This is a genomic window from Myxococcus sp. CA039A (assembly GCF_013336645.1).
Classification (GTDB): Bacteria; Myxococcota; Myxococcia; order Myxococcales; family Myxococcaceae; genus Myxococcus; species Myxococcus llanfairpwllgwyngyllgogerychwyrndrobwllllantysiliogogogochensis.
This window is the reverse complement of sequence record NZ_JABUMQ010000107.1, coordinates 1-18,789: the sequence shown is the minus strand read 5'-3', so window position 1 is coordinate 18,789 and position 18,789 is coordinate 1. Positions and strand designations below refer to the sequence as shown.

The window sequence follows — 18,789 nt, the reverse complement described above, 5'->3', positions numbered from 1 at the left end:
CTTGGGCACGCTGACGCCGCGAGCCGAGGGACTGGGCCACCTGCCCGTCGTGGACCGAACGGGGTCCTGCTTCACTGGACCCACCGCAGTCGGAGCGCGGGCTCCAGGTAGGCTTCCGCAAGCCGCTCGTGGAGGTCCGCGCAGTGGCCCAGACCGGACAGGTCCACGGGCGCGTCCGCGGGCCAGCACACCAGGCTGTTGGCCTCCGTGCGCGTCAGCCCGCCGTGCGAGCCGAACTCCCACGCGAAGCCCACGGTGCCTCCGCGCCGCACCGCCTCACCGAAGAGGACCAGGTCTCCCGCCGTCTTCATCGCCGGCAGGCCCCTGAGGAAGTCCGCCACCGCGCGGCGGCTGTACTCGGGTGCCAGGGGCGCGCGCTCCATTTCATCCGGGCCGTAGACGCCACCGCGAACCACGGCCACCGCGGAGTTCCCCCGGCGCATCGCGACGATGCCGATGTCCGGGCTCCGCGTGGCGCGCGCCAGCACCTCCGGATGCCGCGCCAGCAGCGTCCTCGCCTCCAGCGGCTCGCTCTCGCCGGAGAGATAGACATGGGCGAAGTTGCCGCACTCGACGACGACGGGCTTGAAAGGCGCGCGCGCGACGGTGTCCGGCTCGGGCAGAGAACGTCCCTCACACAGGCCCCGCGCCACGTCGTCGGACAGCGGGACGTGAGCGCCCTCGAACAACATGGACTCCAGTCGAACGCCCTGGCGCTGCTCCAGCGGAAGGCTGTCCACGTGTCCGTGGTCCGAGAGGATGACGACGTCGTAGGGGCGCTCCACCGAGCGCGCCATGGCGTAGAGCTCCGAGAGGTACGCATCCACCCGGTGCAGCTCCGCCAGCGCGATCTCCGAGCGGGGCCCGCGGCGGTGGGCCACCTCGTCGTAGTTGCCGAAGACGAGGTAGATGGCGGGCACGCCGCGCACCATGTCCACCAGGGCCTTGGTGTGCGCGAAGCTCCAGCCCAGACGCTGGAAGAGCACGCGACTGAGCAGGAAGGACTGCTCGTGGCGCCAGTCGTGGAGGGCGCGAGACCAGCGGACCACCTCGCGCGCCGACTGCCACGTGTCCATTCCGAACGAGCGCAGGAAGTCCCACGCGCCCCGCGTGCGACCGGCCGACAAACCCATCAGCTCGTAGGAGAGCGAGCGCGACATCAGCTTGAAGCTGCCCAGCGTGCTCATGCTCAGCGCGTTGTCCGCGCCCGCGCGAAACAGCGAGAAGTACCCGTGGCCACCGCCATCCAGCAGGCTGTCGCGCCCCGCGCCTCGCAACCGTTGATCGATTTCCAGCGCGTCCGAGGGCACGTTCATCTGCACCTTGCGACCCAGCTCCCGGTCGTACCAGGAGTAGGCAGGCAGGTTCGACTCGCGCATGCCGTACAGCAAGCCCGCCTGGAAGTAGGGCGTGGAGGTGGGCGCGCCCCAGAAGGCGTCCTCCAGATGAAACGCCCCCGAGCGGATGAGTCGTGAGAAGAACGGCATCTTCCCGGCGACAATCGCCTCATCCAGCAGGGCCTTCGGCACCCCGTCTAAATGGACAATCAAGAGGTTCCGGCGCCGATGCGCCGCTGCGGGCGGAACTTTCGAGCGCACCCTCCGCGCAAGTCCGTGGGCCCACATCCATGAAGCTGGGGTAATGACTCCACTCACGTTGACGCCTCCCCTCCTTCGGCAGGCAAAATGAGCACTTGGGGGGACGGCCGCCTTCAGTCGAAGGCAGCCCTCCTGGAAAGCAGGCGGGCAGGTAGCGCCGTCCTTCAGTCGGGATGGATCCGACTCAGAGAGGCGTCACCACGGTCCCCATGATCATTCCCGCTGTCCTCCTCGCCCTCCTGAGTGCCGCTCCGGTGACGCCGCCTGCCCGGCCGGCGCCTGGGCTGGCTCCCGCGAAGACGGACTCCGGCTCGGACATCATCGCGCTGCCGATGATGACGTTCAGTTCGGACCACGGCATCAGCTACGGCGCGGTGGGCGGCATCTACCTGTACGGCCCCGGCAAGACGCCGTACGCGCACGGCATCGGCGCGCAGGTGCTCTTCAGCAGCCGAGGCGTGCAGAGCCACTACCTGCGCTACGACGGGCCGCGCCTCATCGGACCGCTTCGCCTGGAGGCAGGGCTCGAGTACCGCAGGGAGCTGCGCAGCCCCTTCTTCGGCGCGGGCAACCAGTCGGCGCCGGACTTCAAGGGTGACCTGGACAACGAGCGCTTCACGTTCGACAAGGGTTCGCCCGGCGCGTGGCTGCGCCTTCGTGGCCGGCCCTTCGGTCCCACGCATCCACTCCAGTCCTACGTGGGCTACGCGTGGCGCAACACGAGCGTGAGCGCGGAAGACCAGTCCATGCTGACGCAGCAGCAGCCCATCGGCATCGAGGGTGGCTCCACCGGCCAGCTCCTCGTGGGCGCGCTGTGGGACACACGCGACGACGAGACGGACCCGCTGGAGGGCGGCGTGGAGGAGCTTGCGCTGCGCGTGTCAGGCCAGGCGACGGGCAGCCGCTATCAGTACGTGGGCATCACCTTGAGCGAGCGGCGATACCTGCGGCTGTCGTCACGGCTGACGCTGGCGCAGCGGCTCACGCTGGACATGCTCTTCGGCGACGTGCCGTTCTTCGAATGGAGCAACACGGGCGGCGTGAATGTGTCGGAGGGCATCGGCGGGATGAGCAGCGTGCGCGGCATCGAGCGCAACCGCTTCTCCGGCAACATCAAGGCGTTCAGCAACACGGAACTGCGCTTCCAGGCCGCGCAGATGCAGGTGTTCGGCAAGAGCATGAAGGTTGGCGCGGTGATGTTCCTGGACCTGGGGCGCGTGTGGCACCCGGGCGTGACGGACGGGAAGTGGCACGAGTGGCACCCGGGCATCGGCGGCGGCCTGCGCCTCACCCGGCGCGCCGCCGTGGTGCGCATGGACTACGCCCGCTCCACCGAGACGGGCCGCCAGCGCATCTACATCACCTTCGGCCACATGTTCTGAACGGAGCCAATGCCCCAGTCTCGCTCGTGAGTGAGTGAGCGAGGACGAGGGGCGTCGCGTGACTCAGACGAGCGCGTCCACCCAGGCACGCAGCCGCGCATCCACCTGCGTCTCGCCCCGGACGCCCTGCTCGGCCTCCAGCAGCAGCGTGTGGAAGCCGCGCGACTCCAGTCCCTTGCACAGCTCGGCGCGAGCCTCCGCGTCCGGTGCGAAGAGGATGCAGCCGTCGCCGCCCCCCGCGCCGGACAGCTTGCCCACGCAGCCGTAGGCCGCCGCCATGGACAGCACGCGGCGCATGCCCTCCGTCTCCAGCGGGCCCAGTTCCAACAGCAGCGCGTGCTGCGCCTTCACGGCCTCGGAGAAGCCTCGGAAGTCCCAGCCCGCGAGACCATCTTCCATCACCTGCCCCACCACGTTGGAGCGCTCGACGAAGGCCTGGCGCCCCGCCGCCTCCAGCCGCGCTTCCACCTGGCCAATCAGCACGCGCGTGGACGCGCTCTCGCCCGTGAAGGCATACGCCATGGACACCCGGGGCACGGGCAGTCGCCACACGTCCACGGAGGCCGACTCCGTCAGCGCCGCGCTCAGCCGTCCGCCGTTGCTCGCGTCGACCAGGGGCGTCACGTCATAGCGCCGATAGCGCAGCACGCCCCCCGCGAAGCTCGCCGCCACATCCCCGCCGCTGCCCTTGCCGCCCTGCCCCTGCGTGTGCGCCAGCAACGCCAGCTTCAGTGCGTCGTAGCGCTCCTCCAGCACATAACGCGCGCTCTCGGCCGCCAGCACCGTCGCGCACGCGCTGCCGCCCATGCCCAGCTTCTGCCCGTTGGGCCCCACGGCCGAGGGCGCCACCGCGAAGTCGAAGCCCTGGCTCGCGCGGCCGTGCGCTCGGAGCGCCTCGTCCAGCGTGCGCGCCACGAAGGAGAAGCCCGCGGGCACCTCGCGCTCCCAGCGCACGCCCCGAGGCGTCACGCTGCCGCCCAGCGACCCTTCCTCCAGGCAGACATGCACGCGCGCATCCTCGCGCCGCCGCACATAGGCCGCGGTGCGAGGCGCCACCGCGGCCACTCGCGCCACCCCGCCCCACAGCACCGCGTACTCGCCGGAGACGAACAGCTTGCCCGGTGCGGAGAGGGCGCGCTCCATCAGAACAGGTGCTCCTGCTTGAGCACCGCGTCCCCGCCCGGCACGCAGCGAATCACGTCCAGCGCGCCACACGCGCGGGCCAGCGCCTCCGCCGCGACTTCGTTCGCCGCGTCCGTCAGCAGCACCGGGTTGGGGCCCGCGTCCAACGTGAACCAGACGGGGATGCCCTTCTTGCGGTGCTCGCGCAGGTGCTGGATGAGGCCCAGCGTCCCCGCGTTCAGGTAGCAGAGCGGTGGGTCGGCCGCGAGCGACGTGGAATGCATCCGCCACGCGTTGCGCTCACACAGCTCCCCCAGCGCCTGCAAGTCCCTCCGGGCGATGTGCGCGCGGGCACGCGGCACTTCCTCTTCCGCGTCACGCACCCAGGCCGGGTAGTACGGGCTGGTCTCCACCGTCTGCTTCATCCCGTCGCGCGACTTCACGTCCTTCTCGCCCCGGTCCAGCACCGCCACCACCATGCGCAGGTCCGGCCAGTGCGCCGCGTCGAAGCGCTGCACCGCGAAGCTGTCGTCTCCGTCCGGGCGCTCGCCGCGCTGCCACTCGCAGAAGCCACCCTCCACGCTGCGACACGCGGAGCCGCTGCCCAGCCGCGCCAGGATGCTCGCCGCCCTCGCGTCGGACGGCAGGCCCGCAGCCGCGCGTCCCGCGACAGCGAGCGCCGCGAAGCCCGCGGCGCTGCTCGCGAGCCCCGCTGCCATGGGGAAATCTCCGCGCGAGACGACCTTCGCCGGCCCCAGCGCGTCCTTCGTCTGGGCGCGCACCGACTCCAGCAGGCGCAACACGCGCTCGCGCTCGCTGCCCTTGGACGTGTGGCCGTTGATCTCCACCGTGTCAGTCGGGACGCCGAACTCCACCGTCGTCGTCACCGACAGCGGCGACAGCGTCAGCGACAGGCTGGACTGGTGTGGAAGGATGAGCGCGTCGTCCCGCTTCCCCCAGTACTTCACGAGGGCGATGTTGGGATGCGCCAGGGCAGTGGCTTTCATGGGAACACTCACGGCGCTCGCGGACCCGCGAGCTGGCTGCTGAAGCAGCGCACACCGAGTCGGGTGAGCTGGACCACCGCGGCCTCCGGTTCGAGGAACAGACCGACCACGGCCCCACCATCCCCACCCGCTCCGGTGAGCTTGGCGCCCAGCGCCCCCAGGCCACGCAGTCGATACACCATCTCTTCCAGCGGCGGCGAGGACAGGCCCAGCGCCGCCAGCAGGCCCTGGTTGACGTTCATCGCGTCACCCAGCGCCTCCAAGTCTCCGGCTTCCACCGCCTTCGCGCCTTCCGACGCCAGCCGCCCCATCTCCGTGAAGAGCCGCCGGTAGCGCTCGGGCCACCGCGCCTGCCGCTCCCGCAGCGCCGCCACCGTCTTCTTCGTGGGACTGCGCTCACCCGCCAGCGCCACCACCACCTTGAGCGGACGGGGACTCTCCACCGTCCTGCCGCGCCCCACCGCCGCCGCGTTGGGCGTCCGGCGATAGAGCAACAGCCGCTCCTCCGCGCTGGTGGTGTGGTCCACCCCGGAAGGCGTGCCGTGGAACTCCTGCTCCATCTCCCACGCCACCCGCGCGGCCTCTCGCGGCGTGGCCTCCTTGCCCGCCGCCAGCAGCAACAGCCGCGCGCACGCCACGGACAGCGCGGCGGAGCTGCCCAGCCCCACGGACAGCGGCAGCTCCGGGTCCAACGACACCTTCACCGGAGGCTCGCCCACCAGCTTCGCCGCGCGCGCGAAGGCCAGGGTGAGCAGCGCCCGCTGTCCCCGGCTCAGCGTGGACGGCAGGGAGAGCTGACACTTCTTGGACGGCACGCCGCGAGCCTTCACGCCTTGCGACAGCGGACCCGCCAGCGCGGGATGGCCGTACACGACGCTGTGCTCGCCCAGCAGGATGACCTTGCCGGCGCCGAACGTGGACAGGGAGGACTGGGTGGCCACGGCGCTCAGAGTGTCGTGCCAGTGGCGGCAGCGGCGTCCTCGGCGGACAGGCTGGCGAGAATCTCCCGGGCCTTCTCCACCTTCACGTGACCCGCCTTCACCAGCAGGTCCGCGAGCTTCTCCACCCAGTCACCGCGCGCGCCCGCCGTCACCGCCACGCAGCGCGCGTGCAGCGCCATGTGGCCCTTCTGGATGCCAATGCTGCCCAGCGCCCGGAGCGCCGCGAAGTTCTGCGCCAGCCCCACCGCCGCGAACACCATGGACAGCTCACGCACGCTCGAGGCGCGCAGGAGCTTCAGCGCCATCTGCACGCCGGGGTGCACCTTGATGGGGCCGCCCACCAGGCCCAGCGCCATGGGCAGCTCGATGCGGCCCACCAGGTGACCTTCCTCCAGGTACCACGTCGACAGGGGGCGGTACTGACCGCCACGGCAGGCGAACGCATGCGCGCCGGCTTCAATCGCGCGCCAGTCCTGCCCCGTGGCGATGGCCACCGAGTCGATGCCGTTCATCACGCCCTTGTTGTGCGTGGCCGCGCGGTACGGGTCCGCCTCCGCGAAGCGGCTGGCCTGGGCGATGCCCTCGGCGATGGTCTCACCGGGCATCTCGAAGTCGGCGAGCATCGCCAGGGGGATGCGGCACGTGGCGCGCGCCAGCCGTCGGTCCGCCAGGTTGGAGAGGATGCGCAGGTACACCTTGCCGCCGGTGATCTGCTCCACGAGCGGCGCCACGCCCTCCGCCACGGTGTTGATGAGGTTGGCCCCCATCGCCTCCTGCGTGTCGATGAGGATGTGCACCACGAGCAGCGGCTCGCCACGCGGGCCCTCGGGGGCCGGCAGCACGCGAACCTCCACGTCCTTCGCGCCGCCACCGCGCGCCACCATCGCGGGATGGAAGCTGTTGGCCAGGGCCAGCAGCTGCTCCTTGTGCGCCAGAATCTTCTGCGTGGCCTCGGTCGGGTCGCCGTAGCGCGTCACCTGGACCTGACCAATCATCATCGACTCGTCGGCCTCGGCGATGAAGCCGCCCGCCTCGCGGACGATCTTCGCGGCGAACGACACCGCCGCCACCACCGACGGCTCCTCCACCGCCATGGGCACCAGGTAGTCGCGCCCGTTGACCTGGAGATTGAGTCCCAACCCCAGCGGCAGGGAGAAGGTTCCCACCGCGTTTTCGATCATCTGGTTGGCCAGGACCGGCTGCAAAGCCTCCGTGCCGCGAAGCTGCTCCAGGTCCGCGGGCGAAAGCCGCAACATGCGAGCGAGCTGCGCGAGGCGCTCATCCATCGGCAGCTTGTGGAACCCGGAGAGCCGGGACGTCACCGTCTCAGACATGTTGAGTCTTCCCTCTTCCTGCGTCGACGCACACGGCCGCTATAGCGCCGCAATCCAATCCTTCAACACTCCGGTCACCACCCGCGGCCGCTGCCTCAGCTCAGCGCAGCTTCTGCTTCCCGTGAGCACGAGCGCCTGTCGCAATCCCGACAGGATGACCGCCAGCGCCTGCTCCGCCGCCTCCACCCCACCCGCCTGTTGCGCCCGGAACAGCGGCAGCGCCATTCCGCCCAGGTCCGCGCCCAGCGCGAGCACCTTCGCTACGTCCAGCCCCGTCCTCACCCCGCCGCTGCCGACCAGCCGAACCTCCGGCCCCACGGCCGCGCGCACCGTCGCCACCGCGGCCGCCGTGGGAATTCCCCACGCGCTGAATTCCGCGCCCACCTGAGCTTGTACGCCCGTCGCCCGAAGTTGTTCCACGCGAACCCACGACGTGCCGCCCAGGCCGGAGACATCCAGGTTCCGGACCCCCAGCGCCACCAGCCGCCGGGCCACATCCGGACCGATGCCACACCCGGTCTCCTTCACGAGCAGCCGGTCGCCGAAGGCCTTCACCAGCGCCCCCACCACGTCGTAGCCGCCCCGGAAGTCCCGGTCGCCCTCGGGCTGGGTCAATTCCTGGCCCGCGTTGAGGTGCAACGCGATGCCGTCCGCGCCGATGTCCTCCATCAACCGCCGAACCCCGTCCACGCCCAGCCGCACCGCCTGATAGAGCCCGATGTTGCCCAGCAACGCCACCGTGGGCGCGACCTGCCGCACCTGGAAGGATGCGGCCCGCGCAACGTCTTCCGACATGGCGCGCTGGCTTCCAACACCAAACGCCAGACCATGTCGCTCAGCGAGCAATGCGAGGTCACGATTGACCGCGCCCGCGCGCTCGGTGCCGCCTGTCATGCCCGTGACGAGCAGCGGGTGGCGCAACTGCTTTCCAAGAAACGGAGTGGACAGGTCCACGTCCTCCACGGCCATCTCTGGCATGGCGCAGTGGACCAGGTGGACGTGCTCCAGGAGGGTGCTGTTTCCGCCCGGCTCGACGTCACCGGTGGCGCACAGGTCGAGGTGAGCGTCTTTGCGCCGCGCTGTGATGTCCTCGACCATGAGAGAAGCAGCCCGTCCCAAGTGCCCGTCAGGGCGTGTAAGTGCCCGATGGCTCGCGGGTTTCCTAGCAAGCGCCGGGGGACGGGCGCAAGCCAAAGGGCCCGAGCGGTCCGCCCCGGTGACTCAATGGACGGCGGACACTGCTGGACGGTATGAGGCCCGCATGAGCGCGCCCGCGTCATCCAAGGTGGTCATCTTCCTGCACAGCGGAGATTACGACCGGGTGCACCAGGGCCTGTCCATCGCCGCCGCGGCGACCGCGTCGGGGCGCCGCGCGGAGGTGTATCTCTTCTGGTGGGCACTCGAGCGCTTCTTGCGGGGCGCGCTGGATGAGCCCTACTTCGAGAACCGCGCGGACGTCTCGGACCGCTTCGAATCACGAGGCATGCCCACGCTTCGCGCGCTGCTGGAGCACCTGACGGAGTCCGGGCTGTGCACGCTCGCGGGCTGCACGGGCTCGCTCGGCGCGCTGGGGGGCGAGTCGGAGACCGCGAAGAGTGGCATCGAGCTGTGGCTCGGATGGAGCGCCATCCTCCAGCGCACCGCCGGCGTGACGGACCGCTTCTACCTCTGACCCTCCCCCGCCCCGGCCGGGTTCCTCCGGGGCACCTGGGGTCCTTGCGTCAGTGCGACAGCTTGAAGCCGAGAATCACCGTGCGGGGGGCGTTGGGGCGCGCGCCATAGGGACGACGGGAGACGATGTCCGCCGAGTCGAACACGTTGCGCGCGCTGAAGTAGAGCTGTCCCCAGCGGGAGAAGTTCCAGTTCGCGTTGACGTCGAACGTGAGCTGGGAGTCCGTCAGCTCGCCGGGCGCCGCCTCACCCTGCCCCGCCTTCTCGCGCATGCTGTCGATGTAGAGCGCGCTCAGGATGACGCCGCCCAGCGCGCCCTCCATGCCCACCGACGCGAAGACCTGGTGCCGGGGCACATAGGGCAGCTCGTCGCCGGCCTTCACGTCGCCGAACTGCGGATCCGCCGAGCGGAAGTCGGTGAGCAACTCCGTGCGCGTGAAGGTGTAGGAAGCCGAGAGCGGAAACGTCACGCCGCCTCCGGGACGGAACGTCTTCTCCGCGAAGACCTCCAGTCCGTAGATGTGGGCCTGTCCCGCGTCCGTCTGTCGGTCCAGGTCGTCATCCACACAGCCGCTGGAGAAGGTGCAGATGGCGGTGAGGTTCGAGTAGTCGTTGAAGAAGCCGACGACCTCGAAGCGCTCGCCCCGACGCGTCCAGCGGGCGCCCGACTCGTAGTTGATGCTCTTCTCCGGCTTCACCGCGTCGGGCTGGCCCGGTGAGGGCGGCGAGAAGCCCCGATACGCGCCCGCGAAAAGGCCCAGGTTCGGCGTCAGCGCGCCATACGCGCCCAGGCCCGGCATCAGCACCTCGAGCGAGCCGTCCGTGTCCTCCCCCGTCATGCGGTCATACGAGCGGGAGCGGATGATCTCCAGGCGAACGCCCGGCGTGAGGACCAGCGGTCCCCAGGCGATGGCATCCGTCACGTGCAGCGCGAGGGCGTGGGTGGCGTCCTTGTTGTCGGCGGTGGTGGCCGTGGGCGCTCCAGCGGAGACGAGCTCGCCGCCCGCCATGAGGTACGCGTCCTCGGTGTGCTTGCGGTCGATGCTGTCGTAGTGGAAGCGCGCGCCGACCTCCAGGCTGTGGCTCAGCGGGCCCGTCGTCGTGGTCCACCGCGCGACGCTCTGGAGGCCCTGCGACACGAAGGTGCGGTCATTGGGGCCGATGAGCAACGTGTCCTGCGTCGACGACGTGTCGAGCTGGCCGGTGAGGACGCCGTAGTAGATGGAGTTGCGCGCGCTCGTCGGGTCCGCGAGCACGGTGGCAATGGCGGCGCCGCCAAAGCGGTTCACCTTGCGCCACACGCGCGCGAAGTCGTTGCGGTAGGCCGTGGTGGTGATGGCCAGCGAGCCGGCTTCCAGCACGTGACTGAGGGCCACCTGGGTGCGGTGCCACTTCATCCGGTCCAGCGCGCTGGCGACGTAGCGGCGCAGCGGGTTGGCGCGGAAGTCCGCGTCGGACAGGCCCAGGTACGTCTCGTTGGACAGCTCGTCGGAGTAGCCCAGCTTGAGGTTGAGGCTCTGGCGAATCTCCCCCTCGGTCACCAGGCGGTAGCGGGCCTTCGCCATCCACTCGTTGCGCCGGAAGCCCGTGGTGCCTCCACCGTCGAGCTCCTTGAAGCCATTGCTGCGCAGGTGGATGCCTTCCACCAGGAAGCCCGCTCGCTCGGTGCTCGCGCTGAAGACGCCGTGCGCCTTGCCGTACAGGTAGCCACCTCCGGCGATGTCCAGCCACGCGGACTCCGACGCGGAGATGTCGCGCGTGAGGAACTCGACGGAGCCCGCGACAGTCTGTGGACCATGCTGGATGGCCGAGGGGCCCTTGAGCACGCGCACCGACTGCATGCGGGTGACGAGCGGGAAGAAGTAGGCCGCAGGCGCGGAGTACGGCGCCGGGCCGAAGAGGACACCGTCCTCCAACAGGGTGACCTTCTTGCTGCGGTCCGGATTCACGCCGCGAAGGCCCACGTTCGGCCGAAGCCCGAAGCCGTCCTCGCCACGCGCGTAGACACCGGGCACGCTCATCAGCACCGCGCTCGGGTCGTCCTTCTCGTAGCGCTCCAGCTGCGCGGGCTTGAGGATGTGGACCGAGCCGCTCGTGCGCGTCTCCGAGGTCCCCACCACCACGCTCTCGAACTTCCGCTGCCCCGCCTCGGGCACCGCGTCCGGCGCGGTGGGCGCCTGCGCGGGCACGCTACCGGCCTGCTCCGGAGCCAGCGGCGCGTCCTCCGGCGCCGAGGGTGTGGCCACCGACTCCGAAGGCACGGGCACGTCGACGAGGGGCTCTGGCTGAGAGGACGTCGATGGAAGAGCGGGCTCCTCGGCAGGTCCAACGGGCGATGGGGCCACCGGAGGAGCCGCCTCTGACGGAGTCGCAGCCTCGCTGGGAGCACCCGGCACGGACTGGGCGGCCGACGACGACACGAACCCCACCATGAGCACCGGAGCCGTCCAGCTCCGCGCCCGCCTCAGCCTGTCCTTGAACCATGCCATCTGCGAAGTACGCCCTTGTCTCGATGATGTGCGGTGGCACTGCGCCAGACGCCAGGAAGCCGGGGTGGCCGGGCCCATGAAGGGACCCGACTCCCCGGCTCCAGGACTGGGTGCTTCGAAACCGTGCTGCTACTACTTGTCGGCCGTGCCCGCGACGACGATCTTCCCGTCGGACTGCACGACGATGCCGCGCACGGCCTCCTCCGTCTTGCCGACGATGAAGTTGTGCTTCACGACGCCGCCCGTGCCGAACGTCGTGTCCAGCGCGCCAGCCGTCGTGTAACGCGCCACCACCATCTTGTTGTCGCCGCCCTCGGTGACGAAGCCCGCCACGTAGACGCGGTTGGACGCGTCGAAGGCCACGGACCAGAAGCGGTCATGGTCCGTCTCGGAGATGGGCGCCGCCTTGAAGACCTCGGTGCCCGAGCCGCCCACCGGGATGATGGCCAGCACGCCGTCGTCATCCTCGCTGCCACCGGCGCGGTAACCCGCCGCGGCCACCCAGTTGCCATCCGCGGACTTCGCCACGCCGAAGAACGCCTGCTCCGGACGCTCGAAGTCGTACAGCTTGTAGCCCTCCGCATTGAACGTCGTGTCGCGCGCGCCGTTCTTGTCCAGCATGAACACCAGGGCGGAGATCTTCTGCGCCACCGGCGTCGCACTGCCCACCGTGCACACGCGGTCGTCGTTCAGCACCAGCAGGTTGCGGCCGCGGTCGTTGTCGCTGACCAGGTCCAGCAGGGCGATGCCGTTCGACCCCCAATTCAGGTCGCGCTCGCCCGTGGCCGAGTACTTGAAGTTCACCACGTCCACCGTGCCGGAGGACGCGCTGCGGCCGTAGCCGGTGGTGACGTAGCTGCCGTCCCTGAACTGGCCCACCGCGTACGCCTCCGCCATGCCCCACTCGGGGTTGGTGGGGGGGTTGACGGCTCCGAACGGCGCGGAGTTGACCACGCCCTTCCAACCGAAGGTGTTGTCCGCCTTGCCCGCGTCATCCAGGCGCAGCAGCACGATGCGGTTGGCCGCCTGCGTGCCCGCGCCCGTCGGCTGGCTGGTGTAACCCGACGCGACAATCTTGCCGTCCGCCTGGACGATGCCGTGGCGCGCGCCGTCGCTCAGGTTGGAGACGTTGAGCGTGTACACGCCCTCGGTGCCGAACGTCGTGTCGCGGGCGCCGTTGGCCGAGAAGCGCACCACCACGCGGTCCGCGTCGACGCGGTCACCCTCGCCACGGCGCGAGCCGAAGACGACGAGCCGGTTGGTCCCATCCGCCGCCAGACCCCACACGGCGTCCTTCGTTCCACCCGCCACGGTGCTCAGGTCCACGCGCGTCGTGCCACTGGCGCCGAACGTCGTGTCCAGGGTGCCGTCCGTGTTGAAGCGAGCCAGCGCGATGTCGGCGTCCGACACCGTCGTCACCGGGCCCGCGTCGGGCGTGCCGGAGTCGGGCGTGCCAGAGTCGGGCGTTCCGGAGTCAGGCGTGCCAGAGTCCGGCGTGTTCTGCGGGTCCTTCTCGTCGTCGTCGCCACAGGCGCTGCTGAACACCGCCAGTGCGAGCGAAAGAACCGCTACGCCCGCGAACGATTTACGCTGCTGCATCCCGCTCTTCATCGTATGCCCCTCTCCCTGCAATATTTCGTAATCTGCTAATGACAATCGTTCTCAAAATCAGGGTGCGGCTCGTAAAACGGATCCACACGTGCTGTCAAGCGCGCGAGCATTGAGCACCCTGACTTCCCCGAGATGATCGAGACCCTCATGAAGACCCAGTCGCCGGGCCCCCTCCGCGCGCGCCGCACCAGCGCGCTCCTGCTCCTCACCGCCCTGACCTGCCTTCCGGGCTGCAAGGAGTCCGACAAAGGCAAGGAGGACGCGGGGCCGGGCGGCACGGACACGACGCGCGCGGACCTCCTGAAGGCGACGGGCGCCTGCGTGGAGAAGACGGCGCGGCAGTTCCTGGAGGCGAGCACCGCGCTGACGGGGGCGGTGTCGCGGTACGCGGGTCAGCCGGATGCCACGACGCAGGCGGAGGCGCGCGCGGCGTTCCACGCGGCCATGGACGTCTGGCAGGTCGCGGAGGTCATGCAGGTGGGACCGGCGGCGCCTCGCAGCGCGGCGGGCGGCGCGGAGCTGCGCGACAACGTCTATTCGTGGCCGCTGGTGAGCCGGTGCACGGTGGAGGAGCAGCTCGTCAGCAAGAGCTACGAGACGGCGGGTTTCCCGACGTCACTGGTGAGCCGGCGCGGGCTGTACGCGCTGGAGTACCTGCTGTTCCACGAGGGAGAGGACACGGCGTGTCAGGGCACCTCGCCCATCGTCGCGCAGGGCACCTGGGCGGCGCTGTCACCGACAGAGCGGGCGACGCGCAAGCGCGCCTATGCGCTCGTGGTGGCGCAGGACGTGAATCAGCGAGCCACGCAGTTGGTGAAGGCGTGGGCGGCGGACCAGGACAACTTCGCCAACACGTTGGCGTCCGCGGGCTCGGGCAACACGGTGTTCCCGACGAATCAGGCCGCGCTCAACGCGGTGAGCGACGCGATGTTCTACTTCGAGCGCGAGGGCAAGGACCTGAAGCTGGCGCGTCCCCTGGGCATGCGGGAGTGCTCGACGGAATCGTGCCCTGAGCACCTCGAGTCGCAGTTCGCGAACCGCTCGAAGGCGAACCTGCGCGCCAATGTCCGGGGCTTCCGGCTGCTCGCGGAGGGCTGCGGTGAGGGTTACACGGGCACGGGCTTCGATGACGTGCTGGTGGCCGCGGGCGCGGAGGCGCTGGCCCAGAAGCTCCGTGAGAGAATCGTCGCCGCCGAGGCCGCCTTCGCGACCATCGAGGAAGAGGACCTGAAGCAGGCGCTGGCCCAGGACAAGCCGTCCGTGCGCGCGCTCCATGACGCGTTCAAGGGCGTCACGGACGTGCTCAAGACGGAGCTCGTCACGGTGCTGGACCTGGAGCTGCCCCAGTCCGTCGAAGGGGACAATGACTGAGCAGGCCCTCGGCTCCCGAAACGAGCGCCTCTGGAAGCTGTTGCTGGCGCCGCGAGATATCGCGGCGCTGGCGGCGTTCCGGGTGGCGCTCGGGGTGCTCATCACCGTCTCGTCGATTCGCTTCCTCGCCTATGGCTGGGTGGACGTGCTGTTCGTGCGCCCCCGGTTCCACTTCAGCTACTGGGGCTTCGACTGGGTGCCGTCGCTGCCCGCGCCGTGGATGCACCTGGTGTTCGCCGCGCTGGCGCTGCTGGGCGCATTCCTCGCGGCGGGCCTCTTCTATCGGGCGACGGCCGTCCTGCTCTTCGTGGCCTTCACGTATGTGCAGCTCGTCGACGTCAGCAACTACCTGAACCACTACTACCTGGTGAGCCTGTTGCTCGGGCTGCTCGTCTTCGTGCCGGCGCACCGCGCGTTCTCCGTCGATGCATGGCGCAGGCCCGCGCTCCGGAGCGACACGCTGCCCGCGTGGTGCACGCTCTTGCTGCGCTTCCAGGTCACCGTCGTCTACGTGTTCGCCGGACTGGCGAAGCTCACCTCCGACTGGTTGGTGCACGCGCAGCCACTCAACATCTGGCTGTCGGCCCGCACGAGCCTGCCGTGGGTGGGGCCCCTGCTGGAGCAGCGTTGGGTGGCCTATGCGGCGGCGTGGTCCGGCTTCCTCTTCGACACCACCATCGTCGCGTTCCTGTTGTCGCGCCGGCTGCGCCCGTTCGCGTACGTCGTGGTCATCGTGTTCCACGCGGCCACGTCCGTGCTGTTCCCCATCGGAATGTTCCCCTTCATCATGGTGACGGCCGCGCTCGTGTTCTTCGAGCCCTCCTGGCCCCGACGCTTGGCGGCGCGACTGCGCGGACTGCCATGGCGCGATGCGGTCTCCTGGACTCCCCGCACCGCTGGGCTCGCGTCGCCGGGATGGAAGGCCTGGGTGGCGCTCGGCGCGGCGGTGGCGTACGGCGTGGTGCAGCTTGCCGTCCCGCTGCGCACGCACCTGTACGGCGGCAACGTGCTCTGGCACGAGCAGGGCATGCGCTTCTCCTGGCGGGTGATGGCGCGCGAGAAGAACGGCAGCGTGACGTTCATCGTCCGCGCACCGGGCACGGGACGCGAGTGGCACGTCTCGCCGAGCGAGCACCTCACCCGCCTTCAGGAGCGGGAGATGTCCGTGCAGCCCGACCTCATCCTCCAGCTCGCCCGACACATCGCCCGCGACTTCGAGTCCCGAGGCCATGGCGCGGTGGAGGTTCGTGCGGATGTCCGCGTTTCGTTGAACGGGCGCTCCGCGGAGGTGCTCGTGGATCCAAACGTGGACCTGGCGCGAGAGCGGGATGGGCTCGCGCCCAAGGCGTGGATTCTCCCAGCGCCCGACTCACCGCCCATCCGGCTGCGCCCGACCTTGCGCACCGCGCGCGTTGATTCGCCCTGACAACCTCGGAACGTGCTCGGCTCGCGGCGCGCCCACCGTCCCCGCGCAGGCTCGCACGGCCCCTGCATCGGGCCACGAGCCACGACACTTCCGGCCATAGGAGGGCTCGCGAGCCCGCGCGGCGCGCTATCGGGCGACGGCTTGCCCGCTCTCCTGCCTGGCTTCCGAGCGATGACGTAAGTCCCTGGATTCATGGACACATCCAGGGGCTTTCGTTGACGAGCCGGCCCGCCTGTTTACGTTTCTGAAGCCCCTGAACGGGGGAAAGGAACGAGACGACATGGCACTCACTGGCACCCACGAAACTTCCCGGAACGGCGGCGGACGTCCGGCGCTGCACGGCGGCGGTGGGTGGCACCGCCTGGGCAACGCGCTCAAGACGACGGTGCTGCTCGCGGGCCTCACCGCGCTGGTGCTCGTCATCGGCCAGCGACTGGGCGGAGCCCAGGGTCTGATGTTCGCCGGCTTCTTCGCCGTGGTGATGAACTTCGGCTCCTACTGGTTCAGCGACAAGATCGCCCTGGCCATCCACGGCGCGAAGCCCCTGCCCTATGAGCAGGCGCCGTGGCTGCATCAGATGGTGGAGCGACTGGCGACCCGCGCGGGCATGCCCAAGCCGAAGGTCTACATCCTGCCCACGCGCTCGCCAAATGCGTTCGCCACGGGCCGCAGCCCCAAGCATGCCGCCGTCGCGGTGACGGCGGGCATCATGGACATCCTCGACCAGCGCGAACTGGAGGGCGTGCTCGCGCATGAAATCGGGCACGTGCGCAACCGCGACACGCTCATCGGCACGGTGGCGGCCACGCTGGCCGGTATCATCAGCTACGCGGCGCAGATGCTCTTCTGGTTCGGCGGCTCCATGCTCAGCCGGAGCGATGACGACGAGGGCGGCCTTGGCGGCGCGTTCGCCAACCTGGGTCTGCTCCTCGTCGCCCCCATCGCCGCGACGCTGTTGCAGCTCGCCGTGAGCCGCTCGCGCGAATACGGCGCGGACGCGACGGGCGCCGAGCTGAGCGGGGACCCGGATGCGCTGGCGGATGCCCTGCTGAAGATGGAGCGCGGCGCGGAGGTGATGCCATACGACAGGGCGCCGGCGACGTCGCACCTGTTCATCGTCAACCCGCTGCACCGGGGCGGCGTCATGGCGCTGTTCTCCACCCACCCGCCCATTCCGGAGCGGGTGCGCCGGCTGCGCGCGATGAGCGCTCGAACCGGCGGCTCGCGCGCCCGTGGGGGCCGTGGCGGCTGGGAGTACGCGTACTGACGTGACGAACGGGCGCGGGGAGCACCCCATCGCTTCCCGCGCTCAGCCCCCCGAGGCCGCCGCGTCCGGCGGACCGAACGCCGCCTCGGGGTCTTCCAGCAGCTCCTTCAACGTGTTGGCCAGCACGCCCGCGTGGAAGCCGTCGATGAAGCGATGGTCGATGGACGCGTTGAGGCTCATCACCTTCCCCACCACCACCTTCCCCTCCTCCACCACCGGCGTGTCGCGCACCGCGCCGGGCGCCAGGAACACCGGCACCCGCGTGAAGGGCACCAGGGGCAGATAGGCCGAGTCCAGGCCCAGCTCCCCCACGTCCGTGACGACCGCGGCGCCGAACGCATCCCTCGGCAGGCCGAAGCGGCCCAGGTCCAGGTTGAGCGTCACCGCCAGGAACGACACCCCACTGGTGAACAGCCGCATCAACGGCGCGGGCACCTTCTCCACCCACCGGAAGCCCCGTCGCACCCGCGCATCCTGGTGCGCCGCGTCCAGCGCGAGGACCAGGTCACGCAACCCGAGGCGATCCGCGTCCACCACCCGCACCGGCGCCCACCCCGACGCCGCGTCCGCCGAGCGCAGGAGCGCGGACACGGTGATGCGCTGGCGCAGATAGATTCGGTGGAAGCGCAGCACCGCGTTGGCATCCGGGCAGCGGCGCAGCGCCTCGGCCAGCGCCTTGAGCACCAGGTGCGTCACCGTCAGCCGCAGGCCCGTGCTCCGCTGGAAGGCATCCATGTAGGCCAGCGCCCGGTCCATGCGCACCGTCAGCGTGCCGTAGACGGTGGGGTCATACGCCGCCCCCCAGCTGCCAATGGCCAGCTTGCGGAAGCTCGACACGCGCTGCTTGGGTCTCAGCTCCAGGTGAGCCATGTCACACGTGCTCCTCGGGGCTCTTCGGGGCGGCGCAGCATCGCGGCTCCCGGCGGGGCGGGGAAGACCCCGTCTGGGCGAATGCCCTCCAAGGGAGGCTTCGATTTCGCACGTGCACCCTTCCTCCGAACAGGGCATGGAGGCGGGGTACAAGGGGGACGCACCCCCAGCGCACTCTTGACGGGCCCGCGCTGGAGGTTAGGCTGCCCCGCTTTTTGCATATCCCTCCCGTGGAGGTCGTCCCGTGGTTCCTTTGGTCATCGCCCTGGCAGTCGGGCTCGCCATCTCGCTGTATTTCAACCTCTTCGGCGGCGCGAAGCAGGCGGCGCTCCCGTCCTCTTCCTCCTCCTCCAACACGCCCCGCGTCGAGCTGGAAGCGGACCACAAGGCCGCGCGCGCCAGGGCGGAAGCGGAGCTGCAACGCAAGCAGAAGGAACTGGATGAGCAGCGAAACCAGCTCCAGGAAGTGAAGGATCAGCTCAAGCAGGCCAAGCGAAAGGTCTTCGAGCAGAAGGAGGGCGACAAGGGTTCTCAGGACCTGGCCAAGGCCCGCGCCGAGGTGGAGCGCAACGCGTCGCTGCAGCTGGAGCAGACCCGGCTGGAGCTCGCGCAGGTGCTGACCGAGAACCAGCGGCTGAAGGCGGAGTCCGAGGGTGGTCGCGGCCGTCGCCGTGAGCCGCAGGCCCCCGCCCCGGTGTCC

At 69.9% G+C, this 18,789-nt stretch carries 14 protein-coding genes and 1 pseudogene; 6 read left to right on the top strand and 9 right to left on the bottom strand.

From position 1 onward, the window contains the following. Nucleotides 1-71 precede the first annotated feature (71 nt). Nucleotides 72-1,625, bottom strand: coding sequence for an alkaline phosphatase family protein (locus HR086_RS19315; RefSeq protein WP_174466347.1), 1,554 nt, complete (start codon nucleotides 1,623-1,625; stop codon nucleotides 72-74). A gap of 182 nt (nucleotides 1,626-1,807) precedes the next feature. Here HR086_RS19315 and HR086_RS19310 point away from each other — a divergent pair, with 182 nt between their 5' ends. After that, nucleotides 1,808-2,980 (top strand): BamA/TamA family outer membrane protein, encoded by a 1,173-nt coding sequence (locus tag HR086_RS19310; RefSeq protein ID WP_174453537.1) that lies wholly within the window; start codon nucleotides 1,808-1,810, stop codon nucleotides 2,978-2,980. A gap of 63 nt (nucleotides 2,981-3,043) precedes the next feature. Here HR086_RS19310 and HR086_RS19305 read toward each other — a convergent pair whose 3' ends face one another. Genes HR086_RS19305 through fni form a run of 5 tightly spaced genes read right to left on the bottom strand, consistent with a single transcriptional unit; the run spans nucleotide 3,044 to nucleotide 8,482 of the window. Continuing rightward, the gene (locus HR086_RS19305; protein ID WP_141644227.1) at nucleotides 3,044-4,123 is read right to left on the bottom strand and encodes a mevalonate kinase; all 1,080 of its coding nucleotides are present in this window, start codon (nucleotides 4,121-4,123) and stop codon (nucleotides 3,044-3,046) included. After that, nucleotides 4,123-5,109: a diphosphomevalonate decarboxylase gene (mvaD, locus tag HR086_RS19300; RefSeq protein WP_174453536.1), complete on the bottom strand. Its 987-nt coding sequence runs from the start codon at nucleotides 5,107-5,109 to the stop codon at nucleotides 4,123-4,125. The genes HR086_RS19305 and mvaD overlap by 1 nt, the downstream gene beginning before the upstream one ends. An 8-nt stretch (nucleotides 5,110-5,117) precedes the next feature. Beyond that, on the bottom strand, nucleotides 5,118-6,050 hold the full coding sequence (gene mvk, locus HR086_RS19295; protein WP_141644229.1) for a mevalonate kinase: 933 nt from the start codon (nucleotides 6,048-6,050) through the stop codon (nucleotides 5,118-5,120). Nucleotides 6,051-6,055: 5 nt separating this feature from the next. Continuing rightward, nucleotides 6,056-7,384 carry a hydroxymethylglutaryl-CoA reductase, degradative gene (locus HR086_RS19290; RefSeq protein WP_141644230.1) on the bottom strand — a complete coding sequence of 443 codons (1,329 nt, stop codon included), beginning with the start codon at nucleotides 7,382-7,384 and terminating at the stop codon, nucleotides 6,056-6,058. A gap of 39 nt (nucleotides 7,385-7,423) precedes the next feature. After that, complete coding sequence (fni, locus tag HR086_RS19285) at nucleotides 7,424-8,482, bottom strand: type 2 isopentenyl-diphosphate Delta-isomerase (RefSeq protein ID WP_174453535.1); 1,059 nt, start codon at nucleotides 8,480-8,482, stop codon at nucleotides 7,424-7,426. Between the two features lie 163 nt (nucleotides 8,483-8,645). Here fni and HR086_RS19280 point away from each other — a divergent pair, with 163 nt between their 5' ends. Then, complete coding sequence (locus HR086_RS19280) at nucleotides 8,646-9,056, top strand: hypothetical protein (RefSeq protein ID WP_174453534.1); 411 nt, start codon at nucleotides 8,646-8,648, stop codon at nucleotides 9,054-9,056. A 49-nt stretch (nucleotides 9,057-9,105) separates the two neighbouring features. Here HR086_RS19280 and HR086_RS19275 read toward each other — a convergent pair whose 3' ends face one another. Next, entirely contained in the window at nucleotides 9,106-11,544 is a 2,439-nt protein-coding gene (locus HR086_RS19275) for a TonB-dependent receptor domain-containing protein (RefSeq protein WP_174466344.1), read from the bottom strand. Between the two features lie 132 nt (nucleotides 11,545-11,676). Next, entirely contained in the window at nucleotides 11,677-13,143 is a 1,467-nt protein-coding gene (locus tag HR086_RS19270) for a hypothetical protein (RefSeq protein ID WP_254626379.1), read from the bottom strand. A gap of 159 nt (nucleotides 13,144-13,302) precedes the next feature. Between HR086_RS19270 and HR086_RS19265 the strand changes: the two genes are divergently transcribed. From HR086_RS19265 to HR086_RS19255, 3 genes are all read left to right on the top strand, one after another. Beyond that, nucleotides 13,303-14,526: an imelysin family protein gene (locus HR086_RS19265; RefSeq protein WP_174466342.1), complete on the top strand. Its 1,224-nt coding sequence runs from the start codon at nucleotides 13,303-13,305 to the stop codon at nucleotides 14,524-14,526. Further along, entirely contained in the window at nucleotides 14,519-15,952 is a 1,434-nt protein-coding gene (locus HR086_RS19260; RefSeq protein WP_174463121.1) for an HTTM domain-containing protein, read from the top strand. The genes HR086_RS19265 and HR086_RS19260 overlap by 8 nt, the downstream gene beginning before the upstream one ends. A gap of 280 nt (nucleotides 15,953-16,232) precedes the next feature. Then, a complete protein-coding gene (locus HR086_RS19255; RefSeq protein WP_174453529.1) occupies nucleotides 16,233-17,219 on the top strand; it encodes a zinc metalloprotease HtpX in 987 nt (328 codons plus the stop codon). Nucleotides 17,220-17,261: 42 nt separating this feature from the next. On the opposite strand, the gene HR086_RS19250 is transcribed toward HR086_RS19255, so the two are convergent. Further along, nucleotides 17,262-18,089 carry a 2-oxo acid dehydrogenase subunit E2 gene (locus tag HR086_RS19250; protein WP_174466341.1) on the bottom strand — a complete coding sequence of 276 codons (828 nt, stop codon included), beginning with the start codon at nucleotides 18,087-18,089 and terminating at the stop codon, nucleotides 17,262-17,264. Nucleotides 18,090-18,333: 244 nt separating this feature from the next. Here HR086_RS19250 and HR086_RS19245 point away from each other — a divergent pair. Next, nucleotides 18,334-18,789, top strand: a pseudogene (locus HR086_RS19245) (cell envelope biogenesis protein TolA); the annotation flags it as partial.